At 64.6% G+C, this 16,285-nt stretch carries 15 protein-coding genes; 9 read left to right on the forward strand and 6 right to left on the reverse strand.

Going from position 1 to position 16,285, the window contains the following annotated elements; translation table 11 throughout:
* Window positions 1–15 precede the first annotated feature (15 nt).
* Window positions 16–1,911, forward strand: coding sequence for a methyl-accepting chemotaxis protein (locus tag NOF55_RS22405; protein WP_306413362.1), 1,896 nt, complete (start codon window positions 16–18; stop codon window positions 1,909–1,911).
* 74 nt (window positions 1,912–1,985) lie between these two features.
* On the opposite strand, the gene NOF55_RS22410 is transcribed toward NOF55_RS22405, so the two are convergent.
* Window positions 1,986–2,939, reverse strand: coding sequence for a PLP-dependent cysteine synthase family protein (locus NOF55_RS22410; RefSeq protein WP_306413363.1), 954 nt, complete (start codon window positions 2,937–2,939; stop codon window positions 1,986–1,988).
* Between the two features lie 258 nt (window positions 2,940–3,197).
* The gene (locus tag NOF55_RS22415; protein ID WP_306413364.1) at window positions 3,198–4,562 is read right to left on the reverse strand and encodes an LLM class flavin-dependent oxidoreductase; all 1,365 of its coding nucleotides are present in this window, start codon (window positions 4,560–4,562) and stop codon (window positions 3,198–3,200) included.
* A 443-nt stretch (window positions 4,563–5,005) separates the two neighbouring features.
* Between NOF55_RS22415 and ssuD the strand changes: the two genes are divergently transcribed.
* From ssuD to NOF55_RS22430, 3 genes are all read left to right on the forward strand, one after another.
* On the forward strand, window positions 5,006–6,175 hold the full coding sequence (gene ssuD / locus NOF55_RS22420) for an FMNH2-dependent alkanesulfonate monooxygenase (RefSeq protein WP_306413365.1): 1,170 nt from the start codon (window positions 5,006–5,008) through the stop codon (window positions 6,173–6,175).
* Window positions 6,176–6,240: 65 nt separating this feature from the next.
* A complete protein-coding gene (locus tag NOF55_RS22425) occupies window positions 6,241–7,791 on the forward strand; it encodes an FAD/NAD(P)-binding protein (protein ID WP_306413366.1) in 1,551 nt (516 codons plus the stop codon).
* Between the two features lie 168 nt (window positions 7,792–7,959).
* Window positions 7,960–8,547 (forward strand): SCO family protein, encoded by a 588-nt coding sequence (locus NOF55_RS22430; RefSeq protein WP_306413367.1) that lies wholly within the window; start codon window positions 7,960–7,962, stop codon window positions 8,545–8,547.
* 112 nt (window positions 8,548–8,659) lie between these two features.
* On the opposite strand, the gene NOF55_RS22435 is transcribed toward NOF55_RS22430, so the two are convergent.
* From NOF55_RS22435 to NOF55_RS22450, 4 genes are all read right to left on the reverse strand, one after another.
* Complete coding sequence (locus NOF55_RS22435; RefSeq protein WP_306413368.1) at window positions 8,660–9,115, reverse strand: tetratricopeptide repeat protein; 456 nt, start codon at window positions 9,113–9,115, stop codon at window positions 8,660–8,662.
* A gap of 2 nt (window positions 9,116–9,117) precedes the next feature.
* Entirely contained in the window at window positions 9,118–9,897 is a 780-nt protein-coding gene (locus NOF55_RS22440) for an ABC transporter ATP-binding protein (RefSeq protein WP_306413369.1), read from the reverse strand.
* 30 nt (window positions 9,898–9,927) lie between these two features.
* On the reverse strand, window positions 9,928–10,770 hold the full coding sequence (locus tag NOF55_RS22445; RefSeq protein ID WP_306413370.1) for an ABC transporter permease: 843 nt from the start codon (window positions 10,768–10,770) through the stop codon (window positions 9,928–9,930).
* Between the two features lie 81 nt (window positions 10,771–10,851).
* A complete protein-coding gene (locus NOF55_RS22450; protein WP_306413413.1) occupies window positions 10,852–11,871 on the reverse strand; it encodes an ABC transporter substrate-binding protein in 1,020 nt (339 codons plus the stop codon).
* Between the two features lie 352 nt (window positions 11,872–12,223).
* Between NOF55_RS22450 and NOF55_RS22455 the strand changes: the two genes are divergently transcribed.
* The 5 genes from NOF55_RS22455 to NOF55_RS22475 all read left to right on the forward strand — a co-directional run bounded on the left by NOF55_RS22455 (window position 12,224) and on the right by NOF55_RS22475 (window position 16,202).
* Window positions 12,224–13,057 carry a type 2 periplasmic-binding domain-containing protein gene (locus NOF55_RS22455; RefSeq protein ID WP_306413371.1) on the forward strand — a complete coding sequence of 278 codons (834 nt, stop codon included), beginning with the start codon at window positions 12,224–12,226 and terminating at the stop codon, window positions 13,055–13,057.
* Window positions 13,054–14,139, forward strand: a complete 1,086-nt coding sequence (locus NOF55_RS22460; protein ID WP_306413372.1) for a cytochrome-c peroxidase — start codon at window positions 13,054–13,056, stop codon at window positions 14,137–14,139. The genes NOF55_RS22455 and NOF55_RS22460 overlap by 4 nt, the downstream gene beginning before the upstream one ends.
* Before the next feature lie 71 nt (window positions 14,140–14,210).
* Window positions 14,211–14,909, forward strand: coding sequence for a CerR family C-terminal domain-containing protein (locus tag NOF55_RS22465; RefSeq protein ID WP_306413373.1), 699 nt, complete (start codon window positions 14,211–14,213; stop codon window positions 14,907–14,909).
* 31 nt (window positions 14,910–14,940) lie between these two features.
* Complete coding sequence (locus tag NOF55_RS22470) at window positions 14,941–15,549, forward strand: hypothetical protein (protein ID WP_306413374.1); 609 nt, start codon at window positions 14,941–14,943, stop codon at window positions 15,547–15,549.
* Window positions 15,550–15,650: 101 nt separating this feature from the next.
* Window positions 15,651–16,202 (forward strand): acyloxyacyl hydrolase, encoded by a 552-nt coding sequence (locus tag NOF55_RS22475; RefSeq protein ID WP_306413375.1) that lies wholly within the window; start codon window positions 15,651–15,653, stop codon window positions 16,200–16,202.
* Window positions 16,203–16,285: the final 83 nt, after the last annotated feature.

Genomic DNA, 16,285 nt, shown 5'->3' on the forward strand with positions numbered 1-16,285 from the left:
CCCATCGAGGTAATCATGTCCTTTCTGCAGAATGCTGCAATCAAAACGAAAATCCTGACCCTGATCCTGCCTATATGCCTGATCGGGATGAGCAGCGCCGGCTACATGTCCGTGCGCTACAAGAACGCCGACACCGAATATTCGGACTTTCTCGCCGAGAACAATGTCGCGGCGCTCGGCACGTCCCAGGCGAGCCGCAATCTCATGGGGATCGTCTACAATGCCTATCAGGTTCTGGTGCTCCCGGAGACGTCGCCCGATCGGCAGGCCGCGCACGAGTCCTATGTTCTGAACATCAGCCGGCTGGCGGAGCGGCTCGAGAACGCAAAAACCGACATGCCCTCATGGTCTGCGGATCTGGACGGTTTTCAAGCGACGGTGAACGATATCGTCAAACTGACCGATGCCGCGATCGAGCTGGACAGCGCGGGGCGGATGGGCGATGCGACCGCCGTGCTTGCACAGGCCGATACGCTGCTCACCAAAACCTCCACGGAGTGGCGCGACTGGCTCAACGCCCGCACGGACGACGTTCTGGCGGAAAGTAACCGCCTGACGGCCCAGACCAATGCCACGATCCTGTGGTCGCTCGGCCTGTCGGCGGTGGCGATGGCGCTGGGAGTCGTGCTGTCGCTGGTTATTTCCGCCAAGGGCATCACCGGGCCGATCCGGCTCCTGCGCGAGCGCATGGCCTCGCTGGCCGATGGCAGAACGGAAGAGGACATTCCCGGCAACGAGCGCCGCGACGAAGTCGGCGCGATGGCGAAAGCCGTGGAAGTATTCCGTGCCAACGCCGTCGAACGGGTGAGACTGGAAGAGGAAGCGATCGCCAACCGCAGCCTGTCCGAGCGCGAGCGCATCGCCCGGGAGGAGCAGAAGGCGAAGGAAGCGGCGGAACTGAAACGCGCCGTCGACTCGCTGGCCGAAGGGCTGGAACAATTGGCCGAGGGCAACGTCACCCACCGCATCGACCAGGCATTCGCCGGCGACCTGGACGGACTGCGCGCCAATTTCAACAACTCCGTCACCCGGTTGCACGAGACGCTGAAGATCGTGGGTGCGACCGCCCGCAGCGTCAATGCAGGCTCGGACGAAATCCTCAGCGCAGCCGAAAACCTGTCGCGACGCACGGAGCAGCAGGCGGCTTCCGTGGAAGAAACGGCAGCGGCGCTCGAGCAGATCACCACGACCGTCCGGGATTCCAGCCGGCGCGCCCAGGAGGTGGGTCAACTGGTGAAGCAGGCCCGCGATGGCGCGGAGCGCTCCGGCGAGGTCATGCACGATGCCGTCGAGGCGATGACCGCCATCGAAACCTCGTCGCAGGAGATCAGCAACATCATCGCCGTCATTGACGAGATCGCCTTCCAGACCAATCTTCTCGCGCTGAATGCGGGTGTCGAGGCCGCTCGCGCGGGTGAGGCCGGCAAGGGCTTCGCCGTCGTCGCCCAGGAGGTGCGCGAGCTTGCACAACGCTCGGCCAATGCCGCAAAGGAGATCAAGGCGCTCATCAACACTTCGGGCGAACAGGTGCGCAACGGCGTGACCCTCGTCGGCAATACGGGCACGGCCCTCGAAACCATCGTCAAGGAGGTTCGCGAGATCAGCCAGCACGTCACCGCCATCGTCGAATCCTCCCAGGAACAGGCCGTGGGTCTTCACCAGATCAACACCGCCGTGAACACGATGGACCAGGGCACGCAGCAGAACGCGGCGATGGTGGAACAGACGACGGCTGCCACGCACACGCTTGCACGGGAAGCTGCGTCGCTGGCGCAATTGCTGTCGCAGTTCAACCTCGGCGAACAGGCCGCTGCGACCCGCCCCAGGGCCGCCAGCGCATCCAGCGCGCCCGTCGCCTCGCCGGCGCGCGCACTCGGCCGCAAGATTGCGTCCGCCATCGGCGCACGCTGAGCCGGCGCCGAAACGTCACAGGCTGACGTCATGGCCTGCGTGCCGCCCGGTTTCCGGGCGGCACCTTTTCCCGATCACCGCGCAACCGGGGCCGTCAGGTAACGTTCGCCGGTATCCGGCAACAGCACGACAATCGTTTTACCCTCATTTTCCGGACGTCGGGCGAGCAGGGTTGCGGCATACAGCGTGGCGCCGGAGGAAATGCCGGCGAGAATGCCCTCCTCTGCCGCCAATGCCCGCGCCGTCCGGCGGGCGTCCGGTGTGTTCAGGGCGATCACCTCGTCGACCACGCCAGCATCGAAATTGTCCGGCAGGCGCACCGGCTCCACCTCCGTCACCTTGTGGACGCCGTCGATCTGGTCCGGATAGGGATTTTCCTCCGTCGGGAGCGACTCTTCCGCGGGCTCTGCCACCACCACACGCACCCCGGGCTTCTGCGACTTCAGGAAGCGGCCGACGCCGGAGATCGTTCCGCCCGTGCCGACGGCCGCGACGAAGACATCGACGGCCCCGTCCGTATCGCGCCAGATTTCCGGACCGGTCGTTTCGAAATGGGTGCGCGGATTGGCCGGATTGGCGAGCTGGTCGGTGAAATAGGCGCCCGGATTCTCGTCTTGCACGCGCGCCGTGATCTTTTCGAGCGCAAGCGGATCGAGAAAGAAGGCGTTTTCCACCGGCACGACCTCGGCGCCGTACTGTTGCAGAAGACGGATCTTGTCGGCGCTGATATTGTCGCTCGCGTAGAATTTGGCCTTGTAGCCGCGCGATGCCGCGATGGCCGCAAGCCCGATGCCGGTGTTGCCGCTCGTCACGTCGACGATGGTATCGCCGGGTTTCAGCAGGCCGCGCTCCTCGGCATCGCGGATGATGGACCATGAAATGCGATCCTTCACGCTGCCGGCCGGATTGAAATACTCGATCTTGCCGAGAAGACGGGCGGCGAGATTGCGATTCCGGCAGTAGCGATGGAGTTCGAAAAGCGGCGTGTTGCCGATCAGTTCGAAAAGTTCGTTATAGATCCTGCCCACGGCGGGTTCCTTCAATATCCTGGCGGTTGACTTTCACGCGGGTTTACCGCGCGCCGTGACCGGATGCCGTTCAGGCAGCAATTGCCGCCAGATCGGGTCGTGCGGGAAATGCAGGCTTTCGACCATCGTCCGGTCCTGTTCCGACTTCGCAGGACAGCTTATTGTCTATAATTATCATATACAAAGCAGGTTATTCCATTTGTCCGGGCGCCGGCCGAATTTCTTCTCGGCGCCCACCGGGCGGGATCGTCTGTCGTCTCAGCCGGAATAGCGGAAAGCCTGAACAGGATGGCGGGCCGGAAGCCGGTCGCCCTCGCCGAACAGCTTGTGGCGCAGCGAACCTTCCGTATAGGCCGTCTTGAACCGGCCCCGGTTCTGAAGCTCGGGAACGACGATGTCGATGAAGTCCTCGTAGCTCTCCGGCGTCACGATGCGGGTCAGGTTGAAGCCGTCGATATCGGCCTCGTCGACCCAGGATTCCAGCTCGTCGGCAATCGTCGCCGCGTCACCCGCCAGCGCCGGATAGCGCCCGCCGAGCGCCATTTCGGACAGCAGTTGCCGCCGCGTCAGCCCGCGCTGCTTCGCATGTTCCGTGGCCGACTGGATGGCGTTTGTGGGGCCGTAGGGAATGACCTCGTCGAGACCGTATTTCCCGAAATCGATGCCGGTCGAGGCGGAGAAATGCGTCAGCGCCGCCTCGGGGCTTGCATGGCGCTTGTACTCCGCAAGCTTCTCCTCCGCCGCCTGCCGGCTGCGATCCGGGACGACGGCGATGCCGAGGATGATCTTCACGTCGCCGGGCCGTCGTCCGGCGGCCACGGCCTGCTCACGGATGCTTTGCACGGCCGCACGCGTCGCCTGCTTGTCGCGCCCAAAGATGAAGACGCATTCGGCATGGCGGGCGGCGAACTGCTTGCCGCGCGTCGATGTGCCGGCCTGATAAAGAACCGGCGTGCGCTGGCGCGAGGGTTCGCTGAGGTGATAGCCCTCGACCTGATAGAACTCGCCCTTGTGGGAGATGGGGCGCACTCTGGACGGATCGGCGAAACGGCGGACCTCCCTGTCGCGCAGTACGGCATCGTCCGCCCAGCTTCCTTCCCAGAGCTTGTAGAGCACCTCCAGATACTCGTCGGCCTGATCGTAGCGCCGGTCGTGCAGGTGAAGCCCCGCCTGGCCGGTGGCGCGGGCCGCGCTGTCGAGATAGCCGGTGACGATGTTCCAGCCGATGCGGCCACGCGTCAGGTGATCGAGCGTCGAGAAGCGCCGCGCGAACGTATAGGGCTGCTCGCTGTTGACGTTGACGGTGATGCCGAAGCCGAGGTTCCGCGTCACCGCCGCCATAGCCGAAACGAGCAGGGTCGGGTCGTTGACCGGAAGCTGCACGGATTCGCGCAGCGTCACGTCGACATTGCCCTGATAGACGTCGTAGACCCCGACGATATCGGCGATGAACAGGCCATCGAACAGGCCGCGCTCCAGCGTCGCGGCCAGCGAGGTCCAGTATTCCAGCGTGTTGTAATCGACGGACGTGTCGCGCGGGTGGGTCCACAGGCCATGATTGATGTGGCCGACGCAATTCATGTTGAAGGCGTTGAGGACGATCTTCTTTTTCGGGGTGGACATGGTTTCTCCTCGGCCTCGGGAAGGCGGGACCGGCGAACCCGCAGCGGCTGTTGGCCGGCAGCGGCACAATCGCCGTTCAACCAACCATAAATCCGCTGTCTCTTCGATACATTCCGTTTCGTTTGTCGCAAGCGATGGAGAATTGTTTTTCGTCAACCGGCCCGTGGCCGGGCGCGCCATCCCTGCATCGCAAGCGGACATGCGGGCGGGGTGAAAACGGAAAAGCGCCGGCGGGCCGGCGGGAAGATACGTCCCCGCGCCGAGGTGACGCGTTTTCGCGCTCATGTGCCCCTTCAGAAGTTAAACTTCCGCGAGCGGGACAAAATTAGAATGCGATTCCTTAGTGGTCCGGCCGAATGGGCTATCTTCTGGACAGAGGATGCGCGGGCCGGTGTCGAGGCTGCGGGCGCATCGGCCATCGAATTCGAAAAGGACCCTTTCCCATGCCCGGAACCGACAAACCTCTGGATTTCCTGTGGTTCATTCCCTCATCCGGCGACGGCGCCTATCTCGGAACGGATGATCTGAGCCGTCCTGCCGATCCGGGCTATTTCGCCGAGATCGCGAAGGCCGCCGACCGGCTCGGCTATTCCGGCGTCCTGATTCCGACGGGCGCAGCCTGTGAGGAATCCTTCGTTCTCGCCGCCAATCTCGCCGCACACACCGAGAAGCTCAAATTCCTGGTGGCCATCCGTCCGGGCACCGCCTCCCCGGCCTATTATGCCCGCCTCGCCTCGACGCTCGACCGGGTGTCACACGGGCGCCTGCTGCTGAACATCGTCGTCGGCGGCAGCGCGCAGGAACTGGCCGGCGACGGCATCTTCCTGCCGCATGACGAGCGCTACGACCATGCGGACGAATTCTTCCAGGTCTTCAACCAGTTGATCGAAACGGGAAGCGCCCATCTCGACGGGAAATACATCAAAGCGCACCATGCGACCCTCGGCGTGCCGCCGGTGCAGGAACCGCGCCCGCCGATCTATTTCGGCGGCTCTTCCGACGCGGCAATCGATTTTTCCGCCGGCATCATCGACAAGTACCTGACCTGGGGCGAGCCGCCGGAGCAGGTGGCGGAAAAGATCGGCCGGGTGCGGGCCGCCGCTGCCGCCAAGGGGCGCAGGGTCACGTTCGGCATCCGCCTGCATTTCATCGTCCGCGAGACGGACGAGGAAGCCTGGGAGGCCGCCGACCGCCTCATCTCCCGCCTGTCGGACGACACGATCGACGCCGCGCAGAAAATCTTCCGCGACAACTCCGATTCGGTCGGGCAAGCCCGCATGGTCGCGCTGCATAACGGCCGGCGCGACAAGCTGGAAGTGTCTCCGAACCTGTGGGCCGGCATCGGCCTGGTGCGCTCCGGCGCGGGCACGGCGCTGGTCGGCTCGCCGGCAACGGTCGCCGCCCGCCTCCGGGAATATCAGGCACTCGGCATCGATACGGTGATCGCATCGGGCTATCCGCATCTGGAGGAAGCCTATCGCGTGTCCGAACTCCTGTTCCCGGAACTCGGCCTTGCCGGCCCGCGCAACCCGATCCGTTCGTCCTTCGGCGAAAAGCAGGTGTTCGGCGGCGGCGGCCATGCCGGCAATATCCGCAGCGCAGCCGGATCCTGATCCACCGGTTTCCCATGTCTTGAGTCCGCCGGAGAGACGCTTCCGGCAACAGCAGGAGGCGGTTCATGTCGAGCCGGAACCATTTTCCCACCGTGGCCGTGATCGGCGGCGGCGTCACCGGCGCGACCGTCGCCTTGCATCTGGCGCGCAGGCTCGGGCAGGCAGAGACGGCGCACTTCGCCGAAATGGCTTTGGGCCCGCACGGTTCGCAAGGCCGAGCGGCCGTCGCCGACGTTTCGGCGCCCCCTCTGGCGCGAAACAGTCTCAGGCTGCGGCAGCGCGAAGAGAGAAAAACAGCGCGGATCGTCCTGTTCGAACCACGCGACCGGCTCGGCGCCGGTCTTGCCTACGACACGGCCGAACCGGTTCACCGCATCAACGTCCCGGCCGAGCGGATGTCGCTCTTTCCCGACGATCCCGAAAGCTTTGCCCGGTGGCTTACCGTCACCGGTGCGCTGAAGGACGATCCGGAAGCCGTCGCCGGCGGCGTTCCCTTTCCCCGGCGCGAAACGTTCGGGCGCTACGCCGCGGCCCAGCTTCAGCCCTTCATCGATGCCGGCGCGGTCGAACATCGGCGGGTGCGGGCAACCCGCGCCCGCAAGGAGGACGGAGGATGGCGGATAACGGATCAGGACGGGGAAACGCTCGATGCCGATATCCTCGCTCTCGCCGTCAGCCATCCCGCTCCCGCTCTTCCGTCTTCCCTGCGTCCGCTCGCCGCGCATCCCGGCCTGGTGGCGGACGCCACCCTGCCGGACGCGCTCGGAAGGATCGGCCCCGAGGACCGTGTGCTCGTCGTCGGCAACGGCCTGACGGCGGCGGACGTGATTGCCGCCTTGAAGCGGCGTGGCCACACCGGCAGGATCGTTTCCGTGTCCCGGCGCGGCCTTCGCTCGCGCGGGCACCCCGCCACCGCGCAGGAGCCTTTCGGCGATTTTCTGCATCCACCGGCGCGGCACGCTTCGGAACTTCTTGGCCGGATCAGACGCGCCATTCGTGAGGCGGAGACCCGGGGCCTGAGCTGGCATGCGGTTCTCGATGCCGTTCGCCAGCAGGCGCAGGACATCTGGGCAAGCCTGCCCCTTTCGGAGACACGCAGGCTCGTTCGGCATGTCCGCCCCTTCTGGGACGTACACCGCTTCCGCATCGCCCCGCAGATCGAAGCGGTTCTCGACCGCGCCATCGCGGATGGCAGCCTCACGGTCAAGGCGGCCTCGATCCGCTCGGCGGAGGCTGATGGCGACACCATCCGCGTTCTTCTGAAAGAGCGCCGGCGCGCCGACCCGGAGCCGCTCGAGGTTGAGGCCGTCGTCGTGACGACCGGGCCGGCGCATGGCGGCATCCTCGGCTCGCAGCCGCTGCTGTCGCAGCTTGCCGCGGACGGATACATCGCCCTTTGCCCGACCGGCCTCGGCCTGTGGTGCAACCGCGATTCACAGGCCCTTTCGCCGGACGGGACTGTAGAGGACGGGCTGCTGATCGCCGGGCCGCTGGCGCGCGGCACGTATGGCGAACTGATGGGGCTGCCGCAAGTGACCGAGCACGCCGTCTTCATCGCGGAACAGATCGCAAGCCGTGTCGGGCGGGACATACCGGCACAGGCGAGAATGGCCTGAACGCCTCGAATTGCGAAAAGTCATTCTAACAATTGCCGCCCGTCGGCACGGCCCGGCTTTGAGTGTGGCATAGCCCTCCGCTAAATAACAATAGAGGGGCGTCGCCGCACGGACCGCGGCGGTCGCCTCTGCACCGAACGAGGAACCGCACGAACCGGGATGACCCTGATGCCGCTCACCCGAAGGCAAGCGCTTGCCGCCCTGCCCTTTCTCGCTCTTGCCGGCACCGGCTTTCCTGCCGGCCCGAGGGCGGAGACGTTGCCGCCGCCCCGGCTGGGCGGTCCGTTCCGGATGACCACCCACCGGGGCGAGGTCTTGACCGAGAAGGACCTCGAAGGCGCGCCCTATGTGCTGTTCTTCGGCTTTACCCATTGCCCGGAAATATGCCCCACGACGCTCTGGGAAATCTCCGAGGACCTGGAATTCCTCGGCCCGAAGGCGGCCAGCCTGAACGTCTTCTTCGTCAGCGTCGATCCCGAACGCGACACGCAGGAGACGCTTCAGTCCTATGCCGAGGCGTTCGGAAACCGTGTGGTCGCGCTTTACGGAACGCCGGAAGAGACCGCGCGGATCGCGAGGAACTACAAGGCCGTCTTCCGCAAGGTTCCGACCTCGGACGGCGACTACACGATGGAGCACACCGCGCTTCTCTATCTGGTCGATGCCGGGGGGAACCTCTTCGACACCGTGCGCTATCAGGAAGACCCGGACGTGCGGCGGCGCAAGCTGGAAGAACTGGCGTCCAAGGGCGATTAGAGCATTTCAGCATTTCATGGAAACGCTGAAATGCTCTAACTATGTGTGTCTGCCCAATTCCGGACGGAAAACCGCTTCACACTTTTCCTGGAATTACGCCCTGGCCAGCCGCTCAGGGCTCCGCTTCCGCCAGTGCCTTGCGCAACTGTTCCTCCTCGGCGCAGCCCTTTTCGCCGCACAGAAGCTGAAGGTAGCGCAGATTGGTCCGCGCCCCGTCGAGATTGCCGGTCGTGATGAAAAGCTCGCCCTGATATTCCAGCGCACCGCGATGGGAGGGATCGAGGAAAAGCGCCTCGCGATAATACTTTCCCGCCTCTTCATGGCGCCCGAGGCTGCGGTGGCTGTAGCCGAGAAGGTTGTAGAGTTCCGCGTGCTGGACGGTTTGCGTCAGTTCCAGCAGGGCGGCGATGGCTTTCTCGTGATCGCCACCATAGATCTGCGCCCGGATCGCGGAAATGTCGGGAAGGTCCGAGGACGGCGCGCTGCTGACCGCCAGCGCGGGCGAAGGGCCGAGCGCAAGCAGCAGAAGGCCCGCGACCAGCCTGCCCCGGATCGCCGCACCCGCCATCGTCAGGCCGCCCTGGCGGCGGGCACGTAATCGCCCATCTGGGAGAGGATGTTGCGCTTCAATTCGGCAAACCGCACATCCGTCCGGTCGCGGGGGAAATCCAGATCGATCCTGATTTCATCGACCACGCGGCCCGGATTGGTGTTCATGACGATCACCTTGTTGCTGAGATAGATCGCCTCCTCGACATCGTGGGTGACGAGGATCATGGTCACGCCCTCGACGCGCCAGATACGCTGGATTTCCTCCTGAAGGCGCAGGCGCGTCAGCGCATCCAGCGCGCCCAGCGGCTCGTCGAGCAGCAGGATTTCGGGGCGGCTCACAAGCCCGCGGGCAATCGCCGCGCGTTGCGCCATGCCGCCGGAAAGCTGATAGGGATAGGCATCCTCGAAACCATTGAGACCGACGAGCGCGATATGTTCGCGGACGGTCTTTTCCTTCTCCTCGCGGCTCCAGCCGATATTCTGGAGCGCCAGCCCGATGTTCTGCTTCAGCGTCAGCCAGGGCAGCAGGCGGTGATCCTGGAAGACGATGCCGCGCGACAGGCTCGTGCCGGAAATCCTTTGGCCGTTCAGGAGGATATCGCCGCGGTAATCGTCATCGAGGCCGATGATGAGGCGCAGCAGGGTCGACTTGCCGCAGCCACTCGGCCCGACGAGCGAGACGAAGCTGCCCGGTTCGACCGAGAAGGTGGCGCCGACGAGCGCGTCGAACGTCTTGTTGTCGGCCACCTCGTAGCTTTTCGAGACGCTGCTGATTTCCAGCCTGCCGGATGTGCTCATGGTGATCTCCTTGTCTTGACGTAAAGCCGGCTAGCCGTCGTAGCCCTGTTTCCAGCGCAGCACCCGGCGCTGTATGGCGAACATGCCGCGGTCGATCAGGAAGCCGATCAACCCGATGATGATCATGCAGACGATGAGCTGGTCGGTCAGAAGCAGGCCCTGCGCCCGGAAGATCAGGAAGCCCAGCCCTTCCAGACCGCTCAGGCCTTCCGCCACGACCACCAGCGCCCAGGCGAGACCCGCCGCATAGCGCAGCGAGACGATGATGCTGGGCATGGCGCCGGGCAGGATCACCTGCCGGACCAGCTGCCAGCGGGTCAGCGTCAGCACCTTGGAGAGGTCGATATAGTTTCGGTCGACGTTGCGGATGCCCTGCAAGGTGTTCAGGAACACCGGGAAGAAGACGGACTTGGCGATCACCACCACCTTCGCCGGCGCCCCGATGCCGAGCCACAGCACGATCAGCGGCAGCCAGGCGATGCCGGGAATGTGGCGGATGGTGTCGAAGGTCGGGCCGAAGAACCGTTCCACCCGCTGCGACAGGCCCGCCGCCACGCCGAGCACGATGGCAATGACCGAGCCGTAGATGAAGGCCTGCCCGACGATGCCGATGCTGGTCGAGATGTCCAGCAGCAAATTCTGTTTCAGAAGCATCGTCCAGAATGCCTCGACGACGACGGCGGGCCTCGGCAGGAAGACGGAGTCGACCCAGCCGCGGGACGAAGCCGTCTGCCACAGGACGAAAATGATCAGCGGCAGGATCAGTCCGGTGAGGTTGATCTTGCCGATCCGCCTGCCGAAAAGTCCGCGAATCGACGTTCCGGACGGGCTCGTCGCCGGCGTTTCGCCGGCGACCTCGGTTGTCGTGGTCATGATATGCCTTCCTTATACGGTCTGGATCGGCAATGAGGGCATTTCCGATCCAGACCGCTTCACACTTTTTCTGGAAATGCTTCAGCGATAGATGGAGTATTCGCCGCCGACGAAGAAGCGGGCCTGGACGACCTCATCGACCCGCTCGTCGCTCAGGCGACGCTCGTTGAGAATGTCGTCACCGTTGGCGACGTACCATTCCTGGAAGTTCTTGATCGCCTGACGGGCGCGGTCGACATTCGGCTCTCCCGCCATGAACTCCCACTCGCCGGCATGCGTGATCTGGAACTTAGCCACTTCCAGCGGAACGCGGGTTTCGCGGGCGACGATCTCGGCCGCCTCGTCGACGTTGTCGTAGGTCCACTCCCGCACACGCTCACGCGCGGCCAGGAAGGCCTTGACCACGGCGGGATATTTCTCGACGAAATCGCGGCGGGCGAAATAGGTCACGCGGCCGGCATTGTTGACGTAGATGCCGTCGTCGGGCGAACGGTCCACGACCTTCAGCTTGCCGGACAGCCATGCGCCGGTGAACTGGCCCGCCGCCAGATGGGCGGTCGTCGCATCCGTGGCGCCGGACAGAACGGCCGAAATGGCCACCGCGCCGTTGTCGATCGATTCATAGCGGATGCGGCCCTTTTCCAGGCGGGAATCGAAAGGCAGGCCGGCCTTCGTGGCGATCTCGAATGGCGAAGACCAGTAGCAGCTGATGCGGCTGCTGCCGAACTTCTTGCCGTCAAGATCCGCGACGGACTGGATTTCGTCGTTGTCGGCCCGTGCGAGGATGGGCGCCCGATAGCGGTTGGAAGCCTCCGAAACCCAGACGATCACGCCGTCGAGGCCGTTGGCAACGTGAACCGTGGCGGGATAGATCATCCGCTGGGCGATGGCGATGGCGCCGCCGCCGACGGCCGCGGCCTCGGCCCCCAGAAGATCGGCCGCACCCGAAGCGATGAGGTTGACCTCGGTCGTTCCGATCCGGTCGAACTCTTCCTTGAAGATGCCCTTCTCCCGGGCGATGACCGTCCAGGGAGAGAGTTGCAGATTGATGGACGGCAAGACGTTTTCCTGCGCCGCCGCCGGCGCGGCGTGGCAGAGCACGCTCAAGGAAAGAGTTCCGGCCAGCGCAATGCCGCCAATATAACGCTCAACTCGACTAAGGATATTCTTCCGCATTAAAGCCCCCTGCTTCAACATTGATGGATGATGCTTCGAATAAACTTGCGTTTAAACAAGGTATTCTATAGGATATGTGTAATTCTGACGTGTGAGAATGACATTCGTCAACCGAAGAAATTGCGTTGTCTCGCCCTTCGGCGAAAACCTGTTTCGCAATATCCGGCCTTCGCGCAATGAGCCGGACGCAGGGCGGCTGTGCTGCGCAACGGGAGCCTGCGCACGCAGGACGGGAAAAGATGAGGACGAGGGCTGAATGGACGTGAAAGCTTGCCGCATGATGGGGAACCGAGCCGGCCGCATCGCCGCCGGCCTTCTCCTCGCGATATCCACCGCCTCGGCCGCCTGCGGCGCGCCGGACAGCGATGAGGCAATCCTGAGGGTCGGCGTGGAATTCGTGCCCGTCTGGGGACCGGACACCACCCGCATCTTTACGGAGGAAGGCTTCGAGGCTTCGCTTGCCGCCGAGATCGGCCGGCGACTGGGCCGCCCGGTCGAACTGGAGAAGATTCCGGCGGCGGAGCAGGACGCAGCGCTCGAGGCCGGGCGCGTCGATCTCGTCATCGGCCGCGAAGCCCTTTCCAGCACCCGTTTCGACGCGAACGCGCCGGGTTCCTTCGCACCAGGCCCGTCCTTCAGGGTCTTGCCAACCGGCTATCGGTCCGGGCTCAGCGTCGCCATGCCAACCTTCACGACGGTGCGCGAGTGGGAGGATCTGGCCGGCAAGACGGTCTGCGTCTCCGAAGCCAATATCCGGGGCCGGCAACTGGCGCAGTCGCTCGGCGCATCGCTCAGGGTGCGGCGCGCGCCGGCCGAAGCGCTGATCGACGTGCGCACCGGGGTCTGCGACGCATCCATCCATGACGACAGGTCGCTCAGCCTGCTGCTCGCCAGCGACGAATGGCGGAAATTTTCCGCGACCCTGCCGGAAGCCGCCCTTTCCGCGCTGGTCGTGGCCGTGCCGGCGAAGGATGCCGATCTCGCGGGCGCGGTGGAAGAGGCGCTTGCCGACATCACCCGCGGCGAGGACTGGGCGAAAAAGGAGGCCCAATGGGCGTCCGACGTCGCCTTCGACGTTTACCTCAACCAGGTCGGAAACGATTGCCATTGACGCGGCGGGCGGGACACGGCGGCCGGGCCCTGCTCCTTGCCGCCTGCCTGTCCGCCTTCGGGCCTGCGCAGGCAAATGCGCCGTCGCTTCGCGATCTTTATGCCCGCCCGCCTCAACAATGGCCGGCTGCGTGGATCGATCCGGGCGTGGATTTTGCCGAACTCGGGAGCCCTGCCCACTCTCGGCAGGACCGCTCCGAGGCCGCCCGGGCCGAACTGGGAGAGCGCCTGTTCTTCGACGCGCGCCTTTCAGTGGACGGCAGCGTTTCCTGCGCGTCCTGCCATCGGCCCGACCACGGCTGGAGCGTGCCCGCACCGCTCTCCACCGGCATGGCGGGATCGAAGGGCCGGAGAAACCCGCCCGGCCTGCACACGGTGGCGGCACGCCGCCATCTCGATTGGGACGGGCGGGATATCGCCCTTGCCGCACGTTCGCTCGAACCTTTGACGGCACCCGGCGAGATGGGGAATCTCGACCTCGCCGGCGTCGAGGCGCGGCTTGCGACCATCGATGAATACGGGCAGGCCGCCCGTGCGCTCTACAGCACCGAGCGGTTGACCGCCGCGCTTGCGGGCGATGCCCTTGCAGCGTTCCAGTCCGGCCTTGACCGGCAGACGCGTTTCGACCGCTTCGTGGCGGGCGATGCTGGCCAGCTTGACGACCGGGAAATCCGGGGGCTGCATCTTTTCCGGACGAAGGCGCGGTGCGCCAACTGCCATTTCGGCCCCCTCCTCACGGATGAGCGCTTTCACAACCTGAAGATCTCGTTCTTCGGCGAGAAGACGGAGGATCTCGGCCGCTATCTCGTCACCGACCGGGCGGAGGATGCCGGGGCGATGCGCACGCCGAGCCTGCGCCACGTCGCGCAGACCGCGCCCTACATGCACAACGGCCTGTTTCCGAGCCTGAGAAACGTCATCAATCTCTACGACCGCGGCGGCGGCGAGGTTCGCGCGCGCAACGATGCGGAAGCGGACCATCCGCTTTTTCCGCATGCCGCCCGCGTTTCCCCCCTTATCAAACCGCTGCATCTCACCGAAGACGAGAAATCCGCCCTCGAGGCTTTCCTGAAGACCCTATGATCTCGCTTCGAATGGGTCTTGATAAGTTCGTTCGTTCGAACTAATTCTTGGACAAGAGAGAGAATCCTGTGATGCCAAACGGAAGTGGGACAAGCGGACACGAAAGCCGGAGCGCCAGAACCCGCGCGCAGCTCATCGAAGCTGCGATCGAGGTCATCGGCAGCGTTGGCTATGAGGGCGCCAGCACGCGGGCGCTGGCGAAGGCGGCCAACACCACCCTTTCGGCGATTCCCTATCATTTCGGAGGAAAGAAGGAACTCTATCTCGCCGCGGCCCGGATGATCGCCGACTATGCCAGCGAGCGTTGCGAGGAAGTGACGCGGATCCTGGAGGGAGTGCCGGACGAGGACAAGGCCGGCCGCTTCGAGGAGGCCCTCATATGCCTTCTGCATATCATTCTGGAGGATGCCGAACCGCACTCGTGGACGGCCTTCGTGGCCCGCTGCACCTACGACAACGATGAGGCATTCACCCTGATTTACGATCAGGCGATCGCTCCCTTGCTGGACCGTCTCATCCTCGCCGCAAGCGACTTTTCCCGCCGCCCGCCGGACGACAAGGCGCTGAGGCTCCGCGTCAGCGCGATCGTGACCGCGATCGCCAGCTTCAAGTTCCTGCGCGGCATCATGCTCCGCAGCATGGACTGGGAGACGATTCAGGAAAACTGCATTCGCCAGATCGAGGATATGGTCTGCGATCTCTGCCGCACCGATTTCCTCGAGAACGAGCCGTCCCGGGATCAGCAGGTTCCGTTCGGAACATTCAAGTAGCGCCGTGTTCACACCAGGAAAGGAAGTCACGATGAGCGACCGGTCCAATGCCCATGAGGGCGTCGCATGGGCGAAACAACGCCTCGACGATCTGGATACCCTGATATCGGAGGCCGAAAAATCCATCGGCGGCCTGAAGGAACGCGCCCGCGAGGAAGCGGAAAACGCGCTGGCGCGCCTTCGGCAATCGCGCGACACGCTGGAGAAATATCAGGGCGGCCTGCGCGCCCGGGCCGATGCGGCGAAGCAGACCGTCGAAGAGTTCCCGAACGCGCTCGAAGCGGAGTGGGTCGAGGTCGAAGCCGCTTTCCAGTCGCTCCTGTCCGCCGTGGGAGACCGGACGGATGCCGCGCGCGAGATCGTTGCCGCGCGCGTGAAGGCGCAGCGCCAGTCGTGGGAGGCCTCCGTGAAGGAACTGCGCGATCAGGCTGCCGAAACCGTGGACAAGGCCCGCGGCGAGATGGACGTCGCGATCAGCCGGCTGTCGGAGGAAGCGGAAAAATTCCAGGCCAGGATCGGCGAGGCGAAGGATGCCGGCGACGTGTCCTGGGAAGCGGTGAAGAGCGGGCTTGCCGAAGCCAGGGCCGTCCATGACCGCACGATCCGCAAGATCAGGGATGCGTTTTCCAGACGGACCTGAACCCGCCCTGCCCCTTGAAATGGAAGCGGCGGCATCGTCGTGCAAGTCCTGCGCCAGCCTCGGCCTCCATGATATGACATTCGTGCGATTCGGAGATCGAAATGCGCCGCTTCTGGTCGATCGTTATTGCCGGCTCCGTCTCGAGCGCGGCCGTTCAGGACTGTCTTGCCGGCGACCGGCTGTTCGATGAGCTTCGCTTCGGGGCGTCGGCATCGGTTCAGAGCGGGAATTCCCGGGAAAGCGGCGCTTTTCCGGAGTTGACCGCCTTCTTCGATCCGCTGGGTCTGGACGAAGCGGTCGGCTGGCAGCAGCAACTGGCCCGGCCGCGGATCGGTCTCGGCACCTCTGTCGGCACGTCAGGCGAAGCGACGCAGGTCTTCGGCGGCCTGTCCTGGCAGTTCAGCATCACCGAGCGGATATTTACCGAAGCGGGATTCGGCGTGACATGGCACGACGGCAAACTCGAGCACAACGCGGACGGCCCCGAACTGGGCTGCCGCTTCCTGCTTCGCGAGCATGTCGGCGCCGGCTATCGCTTCAACGCCCACTGGAGCGCCATCGCGCAGGTCGCGCACTCGTCGCATGCCAATCTCTGCGACGGCCCCAACGACGGCGCGACGCGTGCGGGAATCCAGCTCGGCTACAAGTTCTGACCGCATTTTCCGCGCGCCGGCCGGCTGCGGATTCTCATGTGATAAAACGACAGGCCCGGGCTGATTGCCTCGCCCTGAAAAAC

This window comes from Ectorhizobium quercum (assembly GCF_026552795.1).
Taxonomy (GTDB): Bacteria; Pseudomonadota; Alphaproteobacteria; order Rhizobiales; family Rhizobiaceae; genus Ectorhizobium; species Ectorhizobium quercum.

Bases quoted from the DNA above. Each gene is read 5' to 3' on its own strand.
- NOF55_RS22405 (WP_306413362.1), top strand. From the start codon at position 16: ATGTCCTTTCTGCAGAATGCTGCAATCAAAACGAAAATCCTGACCCTG.
- NOF55_RS22415 (WP_306413364.1), bottom strand. From the start codon at position 4,562: ATGTCCACCCCGAAAAAGAAGATCGTCCTCAACGCCTTCAACATGAAT.
- ssuD (WP_306413365.1), top strand. From the start codon at position 5,006: ATGCCCGGAACCGACAAACCTCTGGATTTCCTGTGGTTCATTCCCTCA.
- NOF55_RS22425 (WP_306413366.1), top strand. From the start codon at position 6,241: ATGTCGAGCCGGAACCATTTTCCCACCGTGGCCGTGATCGGCGGCGGC.
- NOF55_RS22430 (WP_306413367.1), top strand. From the start codon at position 7,960: ATGCCGCTCACCCGAAGGCAAGCGCTTGCCGCCCTGCCCTTTCTCGCT.
- NOF55_RS22435 (WP_306413368.1), bottom strand. From the start codon at position 9,115: ATGGCGGGTGCGGCGATCCGGGGCAGGCTGGTCGCGGGCCTTCTGCTG.
- NOF55_RS22440 (WP_306413369.1), bottom strand. From the start codon at position 9,897: ATGAGCACATCCGGCAGGCTGGAAATCAGCAGCGTCTCGAAAAGCTAC.
- NOF55_RS22445 (WP_306413370.1), bottom strand. From the start codon at position 10,770: ATGACCACGACAACCGAGGTCGCCGGCGAAACGCCGGCGACGAGCCCG.
- NOF55_RS22455 (WP_306413371.1), top strand. From the start codon at position 12,224: ATGATGGGGAACCGAGCCGGCCGCATCGCCGCCGGCCTTCTCCTCGCG.
- NOF55_RS22465 (WP_306413373.1), top strand. From the start codon at position 14,211: ATGCCAAACGGAAGTGGGACAAGCGGACACGAAAGCCGGAGCGCCAGA.
- NOF55_RS22470 (WP_306413374.1), top strand. From the start codon at position 14,941: ATGAGCGACCGGTCCAATGCCCATGAGGGCGTCGCATGGGCGAAACAA.
- NOF55_RS22475 (WP_306413375.1), top strand. From the start codon at position 15,651: ATGCGCCGCTTCTGGTCGATCGTTATTGCCGGCTCCGTCTCGAGCGCG.